At 72.8% G+C, this 19,280-nt stretch carries 14 protein-coding genes; 4 read left to right on the top strand and 10 right to left on the bottom strand.

The features are described from left to right. Positions 1-35 precede the first annotated feature (35 nt). Positions 36-2,423: a discoidin domain-containing protein gene (locus ABZU46_RS18210; RefSeq protein ID WP_354859166.1), complete on the bottom strand. Its 2,388-nt coding sequence runs from the start codon at positions 2,421-2,423 to the stop codon at positions 36-38. Between the two features lie 193 nt (positions 2,424-2,616). After that, entirely contained in the window at positions 2,617-4,470 is a 1,854-nt protein-coding gene (locus ABZU46_RS18205; protein ID WP_354859164.1) for an adenylyl cyclase, read from the bottom strand. A 171-nt stretch (positions 4,471-4,641) separates the two neighbouring features. Here ABZU46_RS18205 and ABZU46_RS18200 point away from each other — a divergent pair, with 171 nt between their 5' ends. Next, positions 4,642-5,283, top strand: coding sequence for a GNAT family N-acetyltransferase (locus ABZU46_RS18200; protein WP_354859162.1), 642 nt, complete (start codon positions 4,642-4,644; stop codon positions 5,281-5,283). Between the two features lie 15 nt (positions 5,284-5,298). On the opposite strand, the gene ABZU46_RS18195 is transcribed toward ABZU46_RS18200, so the two are convergent. Beyond that, positions 5,299-5,535, bottom strand: coding sequence for a hypothetical protein (locus ABZU46_RS18195; RefSeq protein WP_354859160.1), 237 nt, complete (start codon positions 5,533-5,535; stop codon positions 5,299-5,301). Further along, the gene (locus ABZU46_RS18190) at positions 5,528-6,124 is read right to left on the bottom strand and encodes a DJ-1/PfpI family protein (RefSeq protein WP_354859158.1); all 597 of its coding nucleotides are present in this window, start codon (positions 6,122-6,124) and stop codon (positions 5,528-5,530) included. Before ABZU46_RS18190 ends, ABZU46_RS18195 begins: the two co-directional genes overlap by 8 nt. Before the next feature lie 53 nt (positions 6,125-6,177). On the opposite strand from ABZU46_RS18190, the gene ABZU46_RS18185 reads away from it, so the two are divergent. Together ABZU46_RS18185 and ABZU46_RS18180 are read left to right on the top strand one after the other, a co-directional pair. Further along, a complete protein-coding gene (locus tag ABZU46_RS18185; protein WP_354859156.1) occupies positions 6,178-7,119 on the top strand; it encodes a helix-turn-helix domain-containing protein in 942 nt (313 codons plus the stop codon). A gap of 137 nt (positions 7,120-7,256) precedes the next feature. Continuing rightward, positions 7,257-7,445, top strand: coding sequence for a hypothetical protein (locus ABZU46_RS18180; protein ID WP_354859154.1), 189 nt, complete (start codon positions 7,257-7,259; stop codon positions 7,443-7,445). Positions 7,446-7,574: 129 nt separating this feature from the next. Here the strand turns inward: ABZU46_RS18180 and ABZU46_RS18175 are convergent, their stop codons facing one another. Continuing rightward, positions 7,575-8,342, bottom strand: a complete 768-nt coding sequence (locus tag ABZU46_RS18175; RefSeq protein WP_354859153.1) for an alpha/beta hydrolase — start codon at positions 8,340-8,342, stop codon at positions 7,575-7,577. A 59-nt stretch (positions 8,343-8,401) separates the two neighbouring features. Between ABZU46_RS18175 and ABZU46_RS18170 the strand changes: the two genes are divergently transcribed. Continuing rightward, the gene (locus tag ABZU46_RS18170; protein WP_354859151.1) at positions 8,402-11,443 is read left to right on the top strand and encodes a BTAD domain-containing putative transcriptional regulator; all 3,042 of its coding nucleotides are present in this window, start codon (positions 8,402-8,404) and stop codon (positions 11,441-11,443) included. A gap of 36 nt (positions 11,444-11,479) precedes the next feature. Here ABZU46_RS18170 and ABZU46_RS18165 read toward each other — a convergent pair whose 3' ends face one another. From ABZU46_RS18165 to ABZU46_RS18145, 5 genes are all read right to left on the bottom strand, one after another. Further along, positions 11,480-12,034 carry a dihydrofolate reductase family protein gene (locus ABZU46_RS18165; protein WP_354859149.1) on the bottom strand — a complete coding sequence of 185 codons (555 nt, stop codon included), beginning with the start codon at positions 12,032-12,034 and terminating at the stop codon, positions 11,480-11,482. Between the two features lie 71 nt (positions 12,035-12,105). Continuing rightward, a complete protein-coding gene (locus ABZU46_RS18160; protein WP_354859146.1) occupies positions 12,106-12,648 on the bottom strand; it encodes a hypothetical protein in 543 nt (180 codons plus the stop codon). A gap of 17 nt (positions 12,649-12,665) precedes the next feature. Beyond that, complete coding sequence (locus tag ABZU46_RS18155; protein ID WP_354859143.1) at positions 12,666-14,501, bottom strand: prolyl oligopeptidase family serine peptidase; 1,836 nt, start codon at positions 14,499-14,501, stop codon at positions 12,666-12,668. After that, the gene (locus ABZU46_RS18150; RefSeq protein WP_354859142.1) at positions 14,502-16,280 is read right to left on the bottom strand and encodes an N-acetylglutaminylglutamine amidotransferase; all 1,779 of its coding nucleotides are present in this window, start codon (positions 16,278-16,280) and stop codon (positions 14,502-14,504) included. Positions 16,281-16,378: 98 nt separating this feature from the next. Next, positions 16,379-19,045 (bottom strand): carboxylate--amine ligase/circularly permuted type 2 ATP-grasp protein, encoded by a 2,667-nt coding sequence (locus tag ABZU46_RS18145; protein ID WP_354859172.1) that lies wholly within the window; start codon positions 19,043-19,045, stop codon positions 16,379-16,381. Positions 19,046-19,280: the final 235 nt, after the last annotated feature.

The raw sequence follows: 19,280 nt of genomic DNA, 5'->3' as shown, positions 1-19,280 counted from the left end.
CGCCGGTCGGCGTCCGGCGGCCGCCCCACGTCCGGTCAGCTGGCGTACACCTCCAGTGCCGCCAGTTGCCCGGCCGGCCAGCCGGTGTTACCGGTCACGGTGATCCGTACGTAACGGGTCTGCGTACCGGTGAACGAGAGGCTCACCTGGTTACCCGTCGACGGATCGAAGGTGCGCGCGCTTGAACCGACCAGCGTGCCGAAGCTGCCCCCGTCAGTGCTGCCCGCCACGGCCAGGGTCTGCGTACGGGTGGCCCAGGCCGACGACGGCGGCAGCTTGAGCACCACCCGCCCGACCGTGCGCGTCGCGCCCAGGTCGACCTGCACCCACTGCGGGAACGCGTTGTTGGCGCTCTCCCAGTAGCTGTTCGCGTCGCCGTCGACCACGTTGCCCGAGCCGTAGCTCTGGACGTGGCCGCTCTCGCTGGTGGACCGGCCCCGGGCCAGGTCGGCGTTGGCCGGGGCGTCGGTGGTCACGGTGACCGCGTTCGACGCCGCCGAGGTGTTGCCGGCGGCGTCGCGGGCGGTGACGGTGAAGGTGTACGAGGTGGACGCGTTGAGCCCGCTCACGGTCGCCGTGGTGCCCGTGACCGTGCTGACCACCGTGCCGCCCTGGCGTACCTGGTAGCCGGTCACGCCGTTGTCGTCGGTCGACGCCGTCCAGGCCAGGGACACGCTGCTCGCCGTCCGCCCGGTCACCGTGAGGCCGCTCGGGGCGGTCGGCGGGTTGTCCGTGGTGCCGCTGGCGGCGTACACCTCGACCTGGGCGAGCTGGCCCGCCGGCCAGCCGGTGTTGCCGGCGATGCTCAGCCGGATGTGGCGGGCCGTGGTGGTCGTCAGCGTGCGGGTGACGGTGTTGCCGGTCGCCGGGTCGAAGGTGAACGCGGAGGCCGCGGCGATGGTGGCGAAGGATCTGCCGTCGACGCTGCCCAGCACGGTGATGGTCTGGGTGCGCGCCCCCCAGCTTGCGGGCAGCCGCAGCACGAGTTTGTTGACCTGGTGGCTGGCCCCGAGGTCGACCTGCCACCAGTGCGGGAAGGAGCCTCCGCCGCTCTCCCAGTACGTGCCGGCGTCGGAGTCCACCGCGTTCGACGCCGGGAACCCGCCGCCCTGGCTGCTGGCCGAGGTGGGTCGGCCGGCGGCCAGGTTCCCGCTGGCCGGCGGCGGGGTGCCGACCATCGGTGGCGTCGGGCGCACGGCGGTGAGGGCGAGCTGACCCTTGAGCATCCGGCCGCCGTTGCCGGTGATCCGGAGGTAGTAGTCGGAGGAGCAGGCCACGCCGTCCTCGTCCAGGGCACGGATGTTCGCGCCGGCCGGGGTGGTGGCCTGGGTCTCGGACGTCTTGGCGATCTGGTTGCCCTCGTTGTACTCGTCGAACATGGACACGTAGAGGCCCTGGGAGCCGAGCCGGACCATGTTGTAGATGTGCCGCCAGTAGAAGTCGCCGTGCTTGCGGTGCCCACCGGCCAGGTCACCGGGCATCACGCAGGGCAGGTAGTCGATGCCGCGCGCCGCGCAGTCGGCCATGTCGCCGACGTTGACGTTGTTGTAGTACGAGTCGAGCTCCTCCACCGTCCTGGCCCGGTAGACCATCCACGGCGAGATGGCGTGGAACGCGTGGTAGACGTCGAGGAAGCCGGCGCGGGAGTCCTCGATGCCCTGCCGCCACCAGGTGGGCACGCCACCGATGACGTAGCAGCCCTGCGCCTTGAACCAGTTGACGACCTCCAGGCACGGCCCGGGGGTGAAGGGCCGGCTGGATTCGCTGAAGCCGAAGCCCCAGATGCAGACGACCGGCTTGCCGTTCTGGCGGGCGTACGCGCCCGACGCGGTGTGCGCGGACATCTTCGTCGTCCAGTCGGTCTTGATGTCCGCCTGCATGGTCAGCCAGTCGGTGACGTCGTACATGATGTAGAACTTGCGGCCGTAGCGCTCGGCCGCCGCGCGGACCTTCTGCGTCATCGCGTCGCGGGTCGGCCCCTCGTCGCCCGTCGGGTTGAACCGTTGCAGGGCCGCGGTGTCACAGCCGTACTCCTGCATCCAGCGAAAGTGGGTGTCCACGGTCTGCTGGTCGTAGGAGGAGAAGAGGGTGGCCGGCGAGCCGTTGCCGAGGTTGGGGTACGCGGTGGGATAGCTGCGCGTGTACTCGCGCATGTCCGGCCAGGAAACGATTGTGGTGTTGGACGGCGACGGCGGCTGGAAGCGGTCGCGGCTCCAGTGCCACCAGCCGCCGATGGGCGCGGAGTCGCCGGGAGCGCTGAACCAGCCCTGGTAGCCGACCGTCACCTTGCCGACCACGTCGCCTACCGGGCTGGCGGCGTACGCGGGGCTGGCGAGGGTGGTGAGCAGCTCGGTGGTGGAGGTGGCGGCGAGGGCGGACCCGGCCAGCACGGACGTGACGAACCTGCGGCGGGAAACCGCCATGAGGACCACTCCTTCGGGACGGAAGGCATTGACGGCCATCGTGGCAGGAGTGGTTGCCGCACCGCAAGAGTGAGACTGATCGATGAAAATGTGAGTCAGGTAGTCGGAAGGATCCGAGCGTCACGGTCGGGAACACGCGGAGGGCCGGCGCCGCACACCGGCGCCGGCCCTTTTGGTGGTACGCCCCGAAGCGTTACGAGGCCGGGTACTGCGCGATGTAGACCGGCACGCCGATCTTCGTCGTGTCGGCCGCGTCGCCGACGCCGTTGACCACGTGGTCGATCGTGCCCGCGCTGAGGTTGACGGTCATGATGTGGTGCAGTCGCACGCCCGGCCGGTTCGGGACCTCGAAGCCGTTCTCGGTGTGGATCGACGGGTTGTTCTGGTTGAAGACGTACACCCCGCCGCCGTAGAGGTCGTGGTGGCGCACCCGGTCGCCGACCTTGTAGCCGGCGAAGCCCTCGACCGGGCCGTTCATCCAGTCGGCCTGCGTGGGCGGGTCGTACGGCAGCTCGTTCTGGTAGAGGATCGTGGTGCCGTGCTCGCCGTTCCAGACCGTGTTGTAGCGCTGGAAGTGCTCGACGAACAGGCCGGTGGCGGTCACGTGGTCGCCGTTGATGACAGCGCCGTAGCGGCCGGTGTTGGTGCGCCAGCGGTCGGTGTCGCCGTTGACACCCTCGGTGAAGCCCTCGACGCCGTGGTCGCCGCGCCACACCCAGGTGTGGTCGATGAGCACGTTGTCGCTGTTGACCTCCAGCGCCGTGTTGGTCCGGCCGATGTGCGGGCCGCCGACCCGGAAGTACACGTCGGACAGCGTGGTCGGGTTGGCCGGGCTGCTGGCGTCGTGCCCGTGCTGCCGGCCCACCCGCAGCAGGACCGGCGACTCGACCGTGCCGGCGTCGATCGTGACGCCGGCGACGATCACGCCGGGCACGTTGGCGACGTCCAGCGGGACCGCGCCGTTAACGGCGGTGAGGGTGGCGTGGCCGATACCGAGCACCACCGTGTTGGCACGCCGGATCTCGATGCTGCGGGCGATGTCGTAGACACCGGGGGTGAGCAGCAGGTGCTTGCCGTGCGCGAGCTGACTGTTGATCACCCGTACCGGGTCGGACGGCTTGGCGATGAAGAAGTTGTCGATCCCGATGGTCCGTCCGGGGGTCATCCCGTTCGCCCACGAGACGCCCCGGCTGTCGCGCTGCGCCGCCGGCACCCGCACGTTGTAGCGGCCCTTGCCGTCGACGAACAGGTACGGCTTCTCCCGGCTCACCGGCGTGGTGTCGAGGGTGGTGTACGGCGGGTCCGGGAACGTGGCGTCGTCCGGTGCGCCCTCGACGCCCGCGAAGACCTGGTTCCACACGGCGTTGGACCACCCGGCGACCTCGCTGTTGCGGGTGAGCCACTGCTGCTGCGAGCCGTTGGTGGTGGCCGGCAGCCGCGAGTCGGCGATGAAGCCGCCGCTGGCGTACTGCGGGCCGGCCGTGCAGTAGTCCATCAGGGACAGCCCGCCGCCGGTGATGTTCAGCCGGCGCATCGAGACCGCCTGGGACACGGCCCAGAAGTTCGCCGTCGACCGGCAGCCGTCCTGGCCGGCGGCGTTGACGGTGAGCGAGAGGTTGGACAGGGTGCGCCAGAAGTTGACCAGCGCGAGGCAGTTGCCGGTGCCGCCGTCGGCCAGGCAGCGGTTGTAGACCTCCAGTTTGCCGTTGACGGCGACGTCGGTGGGCGACGCGCCAAGGCCGGCGACCTCGGTGTAGTAGCCGACCTTGGCCTGCAACGGCTGCTCGGCCGTGCCGTACGCGCCCGGCTTGAACAGGTAGGCGTGCCGCTCGGTGCCCATCTCGTTGTCGACCTGCCGGGCGTGCGCGGCGTCGAGGGTCTGCTGGATCTCGCTGACCGGCACGGCCGGGTCGAAGATCGTCACGTTCGGCCCGAAGTCGGGCGCGCCAGGCGTGGGGCGACCGGCGGCAGCGGCGGTGCCGGTCGTCGTGAGGGCGGTGGAGACCAGAAGGGCGAGCAGGAGGGTACGTCGGGACGGGGTTGTCATGTGGTTCGTCCTCTCCGCGACCGGGTCGTACTCCCGGCGCAGCTGGGGCGTGAGAGCGCTCTCTGGTGTTTCTACCCGGTCCGGCGGCCCCACGCCATGACCGGGGACGGCGAACTTCGGGCCGGACCGGTGAGAATGGACGGTGGCTCGCAACTCAAGGAGGCGACGATCGTGGGTGGCACGTTGGCCGACGTCCTGGACGCGGCGGCACGCGGGCACTTCCCGCCGCCGGACGGCGGGACCACCATCGTGCCGCAGCACAGCCGTCGGGACGCCGGGGTGATCGCGTTCACCGCCCACTCCGTGGTGTTCACCGACGAGGACCCCGACTGGGTCCGCCGTACCCTGGCCGCCCTCGACTGCGACGCTCTGGCGGCCACGATGAATCCGCGTTTTTTGAGCGCTCTGCTCGACCGCACCGGACGGTCGACGGACACCATCGACCTGCTGACCGTCGCCTCTCCGCTCGCCGGTGCGCCCCCGCTGGCGCTGCGCGAGCTGACCGACGCCGATCATCCCCGCGAGGCCAGGGCGCGCAGGCGCCGTGACGACGTCCGCGTCTGGGCGGCCGAGGGCGGTGTGGTCGTACTCGGCCGTGGCGTGGCGGGCCGCTGGGAGGCGGCGATCGAGGTCGACGAGGACGTTCGCCACCGGGGCCTGGGCCGGGCGCTGGCGACGGCCGCCCGGCACCTGGTGCCCGACCGGCAGCCGGTCTGGGCACAGCAGGCCGCCGGCAACGCGCGCAGTGTGCGTGCCTTCCAGGCGGCCGGCTTCCGACCGGTGGGCGCCGAAGCGCTGCTCCTGGAGAAGTAGCCTCTCCGGGCGCCCCTACAGGTCCGCGCCCAGGAACTCGTCGATCATCGGGGCCAGCCAGTCGGCGCGCTGCGGGATCGTGGTGTGGGTGGTGCCCGGCAGGATGGCCAGCCGGCAGGCCGGCAGACCGGTCAGGTCGCCGGGCACCCCGCCGCCGAGCAGCCGGAACATCCGTACCGCGTGCTCGGGCTGGACGATGTCCGAGTCGGCCAGCACGATCATGGCGGGCGCGGCCAGGGCATCGTCAGTCACCGTCCACCATTGTGCCGCCGACGGTTCCGACCGCTCGCTGGTACTCGATCGTCGCGGCGACCCGGTCCGCAGTGGCTGCATCCATCTCGCGTTCCGTGATCCACAGGGCCAGGTCCAGCCCGGCGGAGAGCGCGCCTGCGGTGATGCGGTCGCCGTCGTCGACCACCCGCTGATCGAGGACAGTGACGCCGTACGCCCGTAACTCCTCGTAGGCGTTGCGGTTGGTGGTCGCGCGCCGGCCGGTCAACAGTCCGGCGGCGGCGAGCAGGAGGCTACCGGTGCACACCGACGCCATCCAGCGCGTCGAGGGGGCCAGCGCGGCCAGCCGGGCAGGCAGCACCCCGTGCTGCGCCTGCGCCCAGGACCCCGCAGCGGCCCGATTCAGCCATCCCCCGCCCGGTACGACGACACCGTCGGCCTGCCCGAGCACCACCGGCACATTGAGCTGGACCCCCCGCATGCTGCGTACCGGCCCCGGCCGCTCGACGGCGACCAGCTCGACGGTGAACCCCGCCATCGCCAGCACCTCGAAGGGTCCGAACACGTCCAGCTCGTCGAAGCCATCGAAAACCACGATCTCTACTCGCACCGGGCCAGGATCTCGTCCGGTCGTCGGCCCTGACGAGTGGCATTCTTGCCACTGTGCACAAGCAATCCGCCACGCACCGGCTCGCCGTACTCGCCCTACCGCCGGTCGTCGCTTTCGACCTGACCATCGCGACGCACGTCTTCGGTCACGAGGGCCAGGGCCGGTACGCGACCGTCGTCTGCTCCCCGGACGGCGGCGCCGTGCCGACCACGACGGCGGGACTCGGCATGACCGTCGACGCAGGTCTTGAAGCCGTGCGCAACGCGGACACCGTCATCGTGCCCGGCTTCAGGCGCGGAGCCGCGCCGGCCCGAGCGCTCGACGCTCTGGTCGCCGCGTACGAACGGGGTGCTCGTGTCGCGTCGATCTGCACCGGCGCGTTCGCGCTCGCCCAGGCCGGGCTGCTCGACGGCCGGCGGGCCACCACCCATTGGGTCCACGCCGAGGCGCTGGCCCGCGAACACCCCACGGTCACCGTCGATGCGAACGCGCTGTACGTCGACGAGGGACAGGTGTTAACCAGCGCCGGGCTGGCCGCCGGCCTCGACCTGTGCCTCTACCTGGTCGGCCGGGACCACGGCCAGACGGCGGCCATCGAGCGCGCCCGCGTCATGGTCACTCCCCTGCACCGGGCCGGCGGTCAGGCGCAGTTCATTCCCCTCCAACCCACCGATGCCGCTGACCTGACCGTGGTCACCGAATGGGCGAACGCCCACCTGCACCTGCCACTGACCGTCGGGGACCTGGCCCGGCGCGGCCACCAGTCGACCCGTACGCTGCACCGCAACTTCCGGCGGCGCTTCGGCATGAGCCCGCAGGCCTGGCTGACGCAGCAACGACTTCGTGCGGCGTGTGGCCTGCTCGAAGACGGCACGGTCACCATCGACGAGGTGGCCCGACGGACCGGGCTGGGCACCGCCACCAATCTGCGCGCCCACTTCCGCCGGGCCTTCGCCGCCACCCCCACCGCCTATCGCCAAGCCTTCAACCCCTGAACCCCGCGCCTCCCGCGATCTTGCACTTTGTGCGGCTGTCACGCGGCTTTCGCGCCTTATATCACCGCAGAAAGTGCAAGATCGGCGTGGGGGGCGCACCGAAGGGCTTGGGCGTGTTGCTGCTATACAAAGCAACCATGACGCGTGATCGGATCATCGCGGGACTGTTGCTGGTAGTCGCACTGCTCAGCCTGGCCGCTTCGAAGGCCGCGCCGTTCCTGGACGACGCCCCGCTGGCGGCACGAACGGCGATCGTGGTTCTCGGCGTGGCGTGCGGCCTCGGTGGCGTCTGGCTGTGGCTCCGACGCTCCCCCGAACAGCAGTAACCCACCCGCTCCACCTCCCGCTCCGTCGATCATGAAGTTGTGGTGGTGCGCAAAAGGGACTTTGGTGGCTAAGGTGGCCACCACAAGTCCATGATCGACGCCGCAGCCCGGGGCCGCTGGGAGTGTGGGTCACCGGGCTGGCACCGGCTCGGCCAGGAACTCGTCGATCATCGGGGCCAGCCAGTCGGCGCGCTGCGGGATCGTGGTGTGGATGGTGCCCGGCAGGATGGCCAGCCGGCAGGCCGGCAGACCGGTCAGGTCGCCGGGCACCCCGCCGCCGAGCAGCCGGAACATCCGCACCGCGTGCTCGGGCTGGACGATGTCCGAGTCGGCCAGCACGATCATGGCGGGCGCGGCCAGGGCCCGGATCTGCTCGGGCGTCCACCGCGGCAGGTTCGCGTCCAGGACCTTCATCTTGGTGACCAGGGTGGCCCAGCCCGCCGGGTCCGGCGCGGTCCGCAGGTACTCCTCGTGGAACTCCGAGCCGTGCAGATGCTCCGGTTGCAGGTCCTGGATCCCGTCGAGCAGCCCGGGGTGCAGGCCGTCCTCGTCGAAGCTCACCGAGGCGAGGACGAGCCGCCCGACCCGCTCGGCGTGGTCGGTGCCCAGGCGCAGCGCCACCGCCGAGCCCATGCTCCAGCCGAACACGTCCGCCCGCTCGACACCCAACCGGTCGAGCAGCTCGACCACGTCGGCGGCGAAGTGCTCCACGGTCAGCGGACGGTCGACGTCCGGGGTGTGGCCGTGCGCCTGCAACTCCACGGCGATCACCCGCCGCGACTTCGCCAGGAACGGCAGGATCGTGCCGAACGAGGTGCCGATGCCGGAGAGCGCGCCGTGGATGAGCACCAGGGGCCGGCCCTCGTCACTGCCATGTGTCTCGTGATAGATCTCCATGCCCACACGGTGCGCCGGCGCGCTTACGGTCTGCTTCAGGTCGTCTTACCGGCGCTAAGATGTCCGCCGTGCAGTTCGGGGTGCTCGGGCCGCTCGCCGTGACCACGGACGCCGGCGAGCCGGTGGTGGTGCCCGGCACCAAGGTGCGCGCCCTCCTGGCGGACCTGCTGACCAACCGCAACCAGGTCGTCTCCGCCGACCGGCTCATCGACGACCTGTGGGGTGACGACTCCCCCGCCAACCCCGCGGGCGCGCTCCAGGTGCGGGTGTCGCAGCTGCGCAAGGCGCTCAACGACGCCGAGCCGGGCGCCCGCGACCTGGTCGAGTCCCGCGCTCCCGGCTACCTGCTGCGGGCCGACACGGTGGACGCCGACCGATTCGCCGAGCTGGCCCGGCACACCGACGTCGACCGGTTGACCGAGGCCCTCGGGCTGTGGCGGGGCGAGGCGTACGCCGACGTGGCCGACGCCGAGTTCGTCCGCGCCGAGGCGACCCGACTCGCCGAGCAGCGCCTCGCCGTGCACGAACGGCTCGCCGAGGCCCGGGTGGCCCGGGGTGAACACGACCTGGTCGCGGCCGACCTGGCCGAGCTGGTCGCCCGACACCCGCTGCGCGAGGGCCTGCGGGCGGTGCAGCTGCGCGCGCTGTACGCGGCCGGTCGCCAGTCCGAGGCCCTGGACAGCTACGCCGACCTGCGGGACCGGCTCGCCGACGAGCTGGGCCTCGACCCCGGCCCCGAACTGGTCGCCCTGCACCGCAGGATCCTCGAACAGGACGCCGGCCTGAGCGCGCCGCCGAAGGCCGCGATCATCCGCAACAGCCTGCCGGCCCAGCTCGACGAGCTGGTCGGCCGGGCCGAGGCGCTGACCGAGCTGCGAGCCCTGCTGCCCGCGCAGCGCCTGGTCACGCTGATCGGGCCGGGCGGCGTCGGCAAGACCCGGCTGGCCACCGAGACCGCCCGCGGCCAGTCCTTTCCGGACGGCGTCCTGCTGGTCGAGCTGGCGCCGCTGCCGGCCGGCGACCCGGGCGTCGCCGAGCAGGTGCTCGGCGCGCTGGACGCCCGCGAGGCCGCCGGCACGAGCCTGTCGGCCACCGACCGACTCGTCGCGGCGCTGCGGGCGCGACACCTGCTGCTCGTGCTGGACAACTGCGAACACGTCATCGAGCCGGTCGCCGCGCTGGTGGCCCGGCTGCTGCGCGACGCGCCCGGGGTGCACGTGCTGGCCACCAGCCGGGAGTCGCTCGGCCTGACCGGGGAGCTGCTCTGGGAGGTACCCCCGCTGTCGCTGCCCTCGGACAGCGACCCGGACACGGTCCGGCGCTCGGCGGCGGCCCGGCTGTTCGCCGCCCGCGCCGCCGCCCAGCACCGCGGCTTTCGTCTCGACGAGCACACCGCGGCGGCGGTCGCCCAGCTCTGCCGTCGCCTGGACGGCCTGCCGCTGGCGCTGGAGCTGGCCGCGACCCGCGTCCGCGCGCTGGGTCTGCGGGGTGTGGTGGACCGGCTCGACGACCGGTTCCGGCTGCTCACCACGTCTCAGCGCGACGTGCCGCCGCGACAGCGGACGCTGACCGCGGTGATCGGCTGGAGCTGGGACCTGCTCGACGACGCCGACCGCGCGGTGCTGGCCCGGCTCGCGGTGTTCGGCGACGGCTGCACCCCGGAGGCGGCCGAGTTCGTCTGCCGGACCGACCTCGACACACTGGCCCGCCTGGTGGACCGGTCGCTGGTGGTGCTCGACGACTCCGGCACCAGCCCCCGTTACCGGCTGCTCGAGTCGGTCGCCGCGTTCTGCCTGGACCACCTGGTCGACGCCGACGACACCCGGGCGCGGCACGCCGCGTACTACACCGACCTGGCCGAACAGGCCGACCCGCAGCTGCGCGGCCCCGACCAGCAGCGGTGGCTGGCGCTGCTCGACGCGGAGACGGTGAACCTGCGCGCGGCGCTGGTGCACGGCGGCGGGTTGCGGCTGGCCGTCGCGCTGAGCTGGTACTGGTACCTGCGGGGCCGGCTCACCGAGGCGCGGCGAGCCCTCGCGACGCCCGGCGATCCGACGCAGGAGAGCCGCGCCGCAGCCTGGCGGATCGGCTTCGCGCTGTTGCAGGGCGAGCAGATCCCACCGGCCGAGGTGCGCGCCGTCCTGGCCGGTGTCACCGACGCCCGAGCCGTCTGGTTCGCGGCGAACGCGGTACTCGGGAGCAGTGACCTGCCGCTGGCGTCGGAGCTGCTGCCCACCGCCGCCACCGATCCGTGGACCGAGGCCGCAGTGCTCAGCTCCCGGGCCATGATCGCGCACGCCGGCGGTGACCTGGCCGCGTTGGAGAGCGCGGCGACGCGCAGCACCGCGCTGTTCGCCGAGGTGGATGACCGGTGGGGCCGCCTCCAGGCGAGCGACTGGGTGGGTGGGCTGGCCGAGATTCGCGGCGAGTACGAACGCGCGGCAGCCCTGCACCGGGAGGGGCTGCGCTGGGCCGAGGAGCTGGGGCTGTGGCCGCACGTGGCCGGCAAGCTGTCCTGGCTGGCCTGGATCGCGGTGCAGACCCGCGACTACGCGCAGGCCCGGGAGCTGGCCGAGCGCGCGTACCAGCTGGCGGTGGAACAGGGTTCGCCGAGCGCGATCGTCTTTGCCGAGCTCGGCCTCGGCTTCGCCGCCCGCCGCGACGGCAAGCTCGACCTGGCCACCACCCACCTCACCCGCCTCGCCGAGCAGGGGCGCAACGAGGCCCAGCCGGCGCTCTACCTGCCGATGGTCCTCGTGGAGTTGGGTTACGCGGTCGAGCAGAGTGGCGACCCCGCCGCCGCGCTGGCCCTGCACCTCGAGGCGTTCGACGTCGCCGAGGCGATGGCCACCGCACGCGACGTGCTCGGCCCGCTGGAGGGGATGGCGTCGGCGGTGCGGTCGCCCGAGGTTGCGGCCCGGCTGCTCGGCGTCGCGGCCGCCGCCCGGCAGGCCGCCGGCGTTCCGGCCGCGCCGGCGGAGCGCGACGACACCGACCGGGTGACCGAGCGGGTGCTCGCCGTGCTCGGCCGGGAACGGTTCGACGCGCTGGTCGCCGAGGGCGCGAAGCTGAGCCCGGGCGAGGCCCGGGCCCAGCTCTGATCAGCCGCTCAGTCGCTCAGCTCGCCGCTCAGCCGCTCAGCTCGCCGACTTCGGCCGGTACGAGGCGACGATCACGCCGCTCTTGTGCACCCGGGTGTCGACGAGGTCGAACGAGGCCGTGAAGTCCGTCAGCGGCACCGTCAGGCTTGGCGTGCCCTGCAGCACCGGGTGGATCCAGAAGCGGACCTCGTCCACCAGGCCCGCGGTGATCAGTTGGGCGGTGACCGAGCCGAAGCCGTACTGGATGATGTTCTTGCCGTCCTGGGCCTTGAGCGCTGTGACCGCCTCGACCAGGTCGCCCTGGAGCACCTCCGTGTTGTTCCAGGTGGGATTGGTGAGGGTGGTCGAGGCGACGTACTTCTTGACGTTGTTGAAGTAGGCGGCCCCGGTCATCGGGTCGCTCTCGTCCTGCTGCGGCCAGGCGACGGACATGCCGTCGTAGGTGGCCCGGCCCATCAGCATCGCGTCCGCCCCGTCGGTCAGCTCGCCGGCTACGACGATGGACTCCTCGTCGAAGTACGGGCCGGTCCACACCGGGTTCTCGATGACGCCGTCGAGGGTGAGGTAGGTCGAGTTGATGAGCTTGCGCATCGGAATCTCCTGGGTGTCTGTCGTGTTCTGCTGACACCCGGAACACTGCAGGCCTCCGCTTACGATTCGCTTCAGATGCCCTTACCCGGGTCGGTCAGCGGGATCGGCAGCGCCTGCGGGGCCGCCGTGCCGCCGCCGGGCGAGTGCGCCGGCGCGGGCCGGTCGCCGGTGCGGCTGTGCAGGCGTCCGCGCCCGGCCGGCCCGGCGCGGCGGGTCACCTCGACGGTCACCATCCGCACCGGCGGTGGCGGCGCGGTGAAGCGGCCGACGCCCCAGCGCACCCAGATCGGGATCCGGCCGGCGTCGGCCTCGGCGGTCAGCTTCTGCACCGTACGCGCCCGGTCGGTGTGGTCGACCTCGATCACCACCGGCGGGCCGTCCGGTCGGGCGCACGCCACGTCGAGGACGGAGTGTCGCTGCTGCATCGGCGGTGGCAGCGGTACGACGCTGGGCGCACGCCGGTAGACCCGCCAGCGGTGCGCCTGACCCCACCCCACCACCGCGTCGATGATCCGCGCGGTCACCTCGTCGGTGTCCAGGTCGACGAAGGTCACGTCGGTCAGCCATCGGCTCAGGTCGGCGGCCAGCCGCTCACCCTGCTCCGTGACGTCCACCGGCGCAGGATAACGCCTCAGCCGAGGGTGGCCGGCGTCGCGGCGAGGTGCCGGGTGAGCCAGGCGGTGGTGGCCGTACGCGCCGTCTCGGCGTTGTCGCGGGCCAGGAAGTCGTGCCCCTCGCCGGTGAGCACGAGGTGCCCGTGCGGGACGTCCCGCGCGGCGAGGGCCCGCGCCACCTGCGCCGACTCGCCGGCCGGCACGTTGGTGTCGTTGGCGCCGTGGATGAGCAGCACCGGCACGTCGAGCTGGTCGATGTGGGTCATCGGCGACAGGTCCCGCAGCAGGTCGGCGTCGCGCACCGGGTCGCCGTACTTGCTGACGGCGGCGGCGGCGATCCACGGTTCGGTGCCGGCGTAGAACGTACGGAAGTCCGAGATGCCGCACTCGGCCACACCCGCGGCGAACAACCCCGGGAAGTTCACCAGCACCGCCAGGACCAGGTAGCCGCCGTAGGAGCGGCCCAGGCAGCCGAGCCGGCCCGGGATCGCGACACCGCTGTCGAGCAGGTGGTCGGCGCACGCCGCCACGTCGGCGATGGCCCCGTAGCGGCCCGCGAGGTTGTCCGCGGCGACGAAGGTGCGGCCGAAACCCGACGAGCCGCGCACGTTGGGCGCGAACACCGCGACGCCCTGCGCGACGAGGGCCTGGAACAGCGGGTTGTAGCCGGGACGCTCCTGCGCCTCCGGGCCACCGTGCAGGCTGATCGCGGTCGGCCAGGGGCCCGGACCGGGCGGGCGGTAGAGCCAGCCGGACAGCGGCAACCCATCGCGGGCGCGCAGGTCGACAAGCTGCGGGGCGACACCGCTGTCGCCCGTACGCGCGGCGCCGGTGTCCGGCCGCAGCGGGCGGGGCGTGCCGGTCACCGGATCGACCAGCCAGATCTCCCGGGGCTGCACCGGCCCCTGCGCGGTGACGCAGAGCAGGTCGCCGTCGGCGGCGAAGACGGCGCCGTCGAGCACCTCACCCGGGGCGGCGACGGCCCGCTGCACGCCGCTGGCGAGGTCCAGCAGGCTCAGCTCGCTGCGCCCGCCGTAGGTGTTCCACAACAGCGCGGCACGTCGCCGGTCGGCGCAGAGCGCGACGTGCTCCAGCTCGGCGTCCGGACGCGCCGCGAGCCGCGTCGGGGCCAGCGTCGGTCGCGCGAGGTCGACGCGCACCAGCGCGGCCAGCTCCGAGAACGCGTCGGTACGCGCCAGCACGCTCGTCCCGTCGGGGCCGAAGCAGCCCTGGTCGGTGCTGCCCCGGCCGGTGTCCGGCAGCAGCCGTACCCGGTCGCCGGTGGCCACGTCCAGCAGCTCCAGCCAGCGGGCGTTACGCGGACCGCGACGCAGCAGGGCGGACCCGCCGTCCGGGCTGACGTCCAGGAGGGTGAGCAGGTCGCCCTCGGCGAGCACCCGCCGGTGCCCAGTGCCGGCGTCGACCAGCACGGCGGCACCCCGCTCGGCGGTCTCGGTGACCGCCAGCAGCGCGCCGTCGGGCAGCCAACCCGACAGGGCTGCGCTGCGGCGGCCGAACCCGGCGACCTGGCGGCGCTGCGTGCCGTCCGGGCGCAGCACCCACAGCTCGGTGCGGGGTGCGCCGCCGGGCGCGACGACGCAGGCCAGCCACTGCCCGTCCGGGGACCAGCTCACCGCCAGGACCGGTTCGTCGCCGCTGGGCAGCGCGACGGCCTCGGCCGCGTCGACGTCGCGGACCCAGACGGCCGGGATTCCGGCCCGGTCGGACAGGTACGCCACCCGTCGGCCGTCCGGCGACGGAGCGGGCGCGAAGTCCTCGCCGGGGGGCAGGGTCACCGCCGGCCGGTGGCGCACGGGTCGGACCCGCCGCGGCACCTCGATCCGTACGCTCATCTAAACCCCGATCCGCTGCAACCAGAGCTCCAGCAGCCCGAGCTGCCAGAGCGCGTTGGAGCCCAACGTGGTCCGCCGGGCGTTCGGCGCGTCCAGCAACTCCTCCAGGTAGTCCTTGCGGAACAGGCCGCGCTCGCGCGCCGGCCGCGCGGTCAGCGCGTCACGGACGTCGTCGAGCAGCGGGCCGGACAGGTGCCGGATGGCGGGCACCGGGAAGTAGCCCTTCGGCCGGTCGATCACCGCGTCGGGCACGATGCCCCGGCTCGCGGCCTTGAGCACGCCCTTGCCACCCTGGGCCAGCTTGAGCGCCGGTGGGCAGGCGGCGGCCAGCTCGACCACCTCGTGGTCGAGGAACGGCACCCGGGCCTCCAGCCCCCACGCCATCGTCATGTTGTCGACCCGCTTGACCGGGTCGTCGACAAGCATCACCAGGCTGTCCTGGCGCAGCGCCGCGTCGAGCGCGGTGTCCGCCCCGGGCGCGCCGAAGTGGGCGGTGACGAACTCCAGGCTCGCGTCGCGGTCGAGCATCCACTCGGGCGCCAGGTGCCCGGCGAGCGCGTCGTGGCGACGGTCGAAGAACACCCGGGCGTACGCCTCGACGGCGTCCGCGCGGGCCACGTTGGCCATTGGCGGGTACCAGTCGTAGCCGGCGAAGATCTCGTCGGCGCCCTGCCCGGACTGCACCACAGTGATCCGCTGCGAGACCTCCTCGGAGAGCAGGTGGAACGCCACGCAGTCGTGGCTGACCATCGGCTCGCTCATCGCCGCGATGGCCTCGTGCACTCCCGGCACGAACCGGGCCGCGCCGATGCGGATCTGGTGGTGGTCGGTGTCGTACTCGCGGGCCACCAGGTCGGAGTAGTGGAACTCGTCGCCGCTCTCCCCCGCCGCCGCCTCGAAGCCGATGCTGAAGGTGGCGAGGCCAGTCTGGCCCTGCTCGGCGAGCAGGGCGACGATCAGGCTGGAGTCCAGGCCGCCGGAGAGCAGCACGCCGACCGGCACGTCGGCGACCATCCGCCGGCGTACGGCGGTGCGCAGCGCCGCCATGATCCGTTCCTGCCACTCGTCGGGGGACATGGCCGGCGCGGCGGCGCGGGTGAACTCCGGCCGCCAGTAGACGGTGTCGGTGCTGCGGCCGTCGCCGGTGATCACCCGCACGGTGGCCGGGGGCAGCTTGCGGACGCCGGCCAGGATGGTGCGCGGTGGTGGCACCACCGAGTGGAAGCTCATGTAGTGGTGCAGCGCCACCGGGTCGAGATCGGTGTCCACGTCACCGGCGGCGAGCAGCGCCGGCAGGGTCGACGCGAAGCGGATCCGGCCCGGCGTCTCGGCCAGGTAGAGGGGCTTGATGCCGAGCCGGTCGCGCGCCAGCACCAGGGTGTTCGTGGCCAGCTCGACCAGGGCGAACGCGAACATCCCGTAGAACCGCTCGACGCAGGCCGTCCCCCACCGGTGGTACGCCTTGAGGATCACCTCCGTGTCCGAGGTGGACCGGAAGGAGTAGCCGGCGGCGGTCAGCTCGTCGCGCAGCTCCCGGTAGTTGTAGATGCAGCCGTTGAAGACCATGGCGAGGCCCAGTTCGGGATCGACCATCGGCTGGGCGCCGGCGTCGGACAGATCGATGATGCGCAGCCGGCGGTGCACCAGCGCCGCCGGGCCGTGCTGCCACCGCCCCTCGCCGTCCGGGCCCCGGGAGGACAGGACCGGGAGCATCCGTTCCAGCGCCGCCTGATCCGGTGGCGCCCCGTCGAGGCGGAACTCGCCTCCGATACCGCACATGGCACACACCTCTCATCGGCTCGGTTCGCTCGGGCCGCTGACCGGTCCAGGCTTGGTGGACCCGGTTGCGTCCCGATGACATCCGCATCAAGCGTGGGTTACACCGGGGGCTCCCCGGCTCCGTCGAGGAGCCAGGTGTCCTTCGAGCCACCTCCCCGCGAGGAATTGACGATCATGCTTCCGGCCGGCGCGACCCGGGTCAGCGCCACCGGGGCCACCTCCGCAGTCTCGCCGAGGAACACGAACGCCCGCAGGTCAACGTGGCGAGGCGCGAGAGCCGTACCGTCGAAGACCGGGTGGGTGGTGAGCGCGACCACCTCCTGGGCGATCCACCGGTGCGGCGCGGCGAGGATCTGCTCCCGGACGGCGTCCAGCTCCTCGGCCTCGGCACGCGGGCCGATCACCACGCGGTCCCCGCCGTACCCGTCGACCGGCTTGAGCACCAGCTCGTCGAGCCGGCCCAGCACCTCGGCGCGCTGCTCGGGCAGCCCGCACAGGTACGTCGGCACGTCGCCGAGCAGCGCCTTCTCCCCCAGGTAGTACTCGATGAGCCGGGGCACGTACGCGTACAGCGCCTTGTCGTCGCCGACGCCGTTGCCCAGCGCGTTGGCCAGCGTGAGCCGCCCGGCGTGCACCGCGGCCAGCAGCGGCCAGCCCAGCGGCACGCCGTCGGCGCCCGGGGCGTGCAGCAACGCGTCCTCGTCCATCCGCAGGTAGAGCACGTCGACCTGGCTGCGGCGGCCCTCTCGGACCAGGTGAACGCGGCCGTCGGACACCAGCAGGTCGCCGCTCTCGGTCAGCGGCACGCCCATCTCGTCGGCGAGGAGCCGGTGCTCGAACCAGGCCGGGTCGCCCGGACCGCTGCTGAGCACCACCACGGCGGGGTCGTCGGCGGCGGCGGGAGCGGCGGCGAGCAGCGCCCGGTGCAGCATCGCGGGTGTCTCGTCGGCGGGCAGCAGGTCATCGGGCACCGGCAGCTCGGGCAGCACCGCCCTAGTGAGCCGGCGGTTCTGCACGGCGTAGCCGATGCCCGAGGGCACCCGGAGGTTGTCCTCCAGCACGTACCAGCCGCCGGCCGGGTCGCGGACGAGATCGGTTCCGGACACCTGGGCCCGCGCGCCACGCCGGCCCATCAGCGCACCGGTCGGGCGCAGCCCCGGCGAGGACTCCACCACCCAGGCCGGGACGACCCCGTCGGCGACCACCGCCCGGTCGGCGTACACGTCGCGCAGGAACGCGTCGAGCGCGCGGGCGCGCTGCACCAGGCCGGTCCGCAGCGCCCGCCAGTCGTCGGCGGGCACGACCCGGGGCACCAGGTCGACCGGGAAGAGCCGGGTGCTGGCCTCACCGGCCACGCTGAACGTCACGCCCCGGGCGCGCTGCTCCTCGTCCCGGTCGTGCTCGCGTTGGCGCAGGCCAGCGGCGCCGAGGGTGCGCAGGGCGGCGAGCAGCGGACGGAACGTCGGCTCCGGCCCGTCCGGGCCGAAGACCTCGTCACCCGCATCGGCGTACGCGGACAGCGCGGGCGGTGGCGGCACTCCGGGCAGGGGCGTACGCACCCGGCCCCGCGTCTCGTCGAGCAGCAGGTCGACCACGTCGGCCAACCGGCCCCGCCGCTCGTACGCCCGCCGCTGCCGCGCCGCGGAGCTGCCGCGCTCCAGCGCGTACCGGGTCAGCTCGCGGACCTGCTCCCAGTCACCGGTTGCCTCCAACTGCGGGCGCAGGTCGGTCACCAAGCGGCCGACCGCCTCGGCGGCCGGCACCGGCCGGGCCGAGCGAGGCAGGTCGAGCAGGTCGCCTTCCAGCCCGGAGCGGGCGGCCCGCCACACGGCGGCGCGCAGCACCGGCGGCCGGACGGCGGTGCGCTCGACTCCGGCGCGCAGGGCGGCGACCTCCCGGCGCACCAGCGCCCGGAACAGCCCGGTGAGCAGGACGATGGTCTCCACGTCGGCGTTGGCGTCGGTGATGCGCAGCTCCACGGTGGGCACGTGCGCCGACGGCCGAACGTCGAAGTAGATCATCGCGGGGTCGGTGATGGTCTCCGAGGAGATCAGCTCGGCTACGAGGGCCTCGTGGTCGGCCGCGCTGGTCACCTCGCCCGGGTCACCGGCCGTGGGCCAGCGCTGCCAGACCAGCGAGCGGACGCTTGCGTAGCCGCTGTCCTGACCCATCCAGTACGGCGAGCTGGTGGACAGGGCGAGCAGCACCGGCAGCCACGGCTGCACCCGCCGGGTGACGGCCACCGCCAGGTCCCGGTCGGAGACCCCGACGTGCACCTGCGCGCCGCAGATCAACTGCTCCCGGGCGAGCATCTGGTACTCGTCGAGCATCCGTCGGTAGCGCGAGGTGGGGGTGACGCTCGGGTCGCCGTCGGCGCGCAGCGGCACCGTGCCGGCCGCCACGATGCCCAGGCCGGCCCGGTCGGCGACCTGGACCGCCGACTGGCGCAGCCGGGTCAGCTCGGCGCGGATCTCATCCAGGGTGCGGCAGACCGCGGTGTTGGTCTCCACCACGCTGCGGTGCAGCTCGGCGGTGAACGACGTGGCCGGCAGCCGGTCGAGCAGCTCCCCGGCCCGGGGCACCAGCTCCCGGGTGTGCAGGTCGACGACGTGGAACTCCTCCTCCACGCCGATGGTGGCGAGGTCGGCCGGGTCGTCGTGCACCGCCATCGCCGGGGCGGGACGGGACGTGGGCACGGCCCGACCGTTGCCGGACCGGCCCACCGGCCCGTCGAACGTCGCCGCGTTCGTGGTGTTGTCGACCATGGTCACCCCGGTTCGCGTCTCGGTGGTCTCGACTGTCCGACGAGCGTTCCCAGGTTTGGTACCGGGGGCGTTTCCGGCGCGTTAAGGTGACGCGCCGTTCTGCCCCGTGGCCGCGCACCGACGAGGGGCGCCGCTGATCCTCTTCGGACACCTGGTCCCGTGATCGACACGGGATCGGCGATGTCGGGGCATCCCACTGGCCCGGATACCCCGACATCGGCGATCTGGAGTTGAT

The organism is Micromonospora sp. NPDC005197, assembly GCF_040608295.1.
Classification (GTDB): Bacteria; Actinomycetota; Actinomycetes; order Mycobacteriales; family Micromonosporaceae; genus Micromonospora.
The sequence above is the reverse complement of the archived record's forward strand: the minus strand, read 5'-3'. Positions and strand labels throughout refer to the sequence as shown.

Excerpts from the sequence above, each read along its gene's own strand:
- ABZU46_RS18165 (WP_354859149.1), bottom strand. The coding sequence starts at position 12,034 with ATGCGCAAGCTCATCAACTCGACCTACCTCACCCTCGACGGCGTCATC.
- ABZU46_RS18175 (WP_354859153.1), bottom strand. The coding sequence starts at position 8,342 with ATGGAGATCTATCACGAGACACATGGCAGTGACGAGGGCCGGCCCCTG.
- ABZU46_RS18180 (WP_354859154.1), top strand. The coding sequence starts at position 7,257 with ATGACGCGTGATCGGATCATCGCGGGACTGTTGCTGGTAGTCGCACTG.
- ABZU46_RS18145 (WP_354859172.1), bottom strand. The coding sequence starts at position 19,045 with ATGGTCGACAACACCACGAACGCGGCGACGTTCGACGGGCCGGTGGGC.
- ABZU46_RS18205 (WP_354859164.1), bottom strand. The coding sequence starts at position 4,470 with ATGACAACCCCGTCCCGACGTACCCTCCTGCTCGCCCTTCTGGTCTCC.
- ABZU46_RS18155 (WP_354859143.1), bottom strand. The coding sequence starts at position 14,501 with ATGAGCGTACGGATCGAGGTGCCGCGGCGGGTCCGACCCGTGCGCCAC.
- ABZU46_RS18150 (WP_354859142.1), bottom strand. The coding sequence starts at position 16,280 with ATGTGCGGTATCGGAGGCGAGTTCCGCCTCGACGGGGCGCCACCGGAT.
- ABZU46_RS18170 (WP_354859151.1), top strand. The coding sequence starts at position 8,402 with ATGTCCGCCGTGCAGTTCGGGGTGCTCGGGCCGCTCGCCGTGACCACG.
- ABZU46_RS18210 (WP_354859166.1), bottom strand. The coding sequence starts at position 2,423 with ATGGCGGTTTCCCGCCGCAGGTTCGTCACGTCCGTGCTGGCCGGGTCC.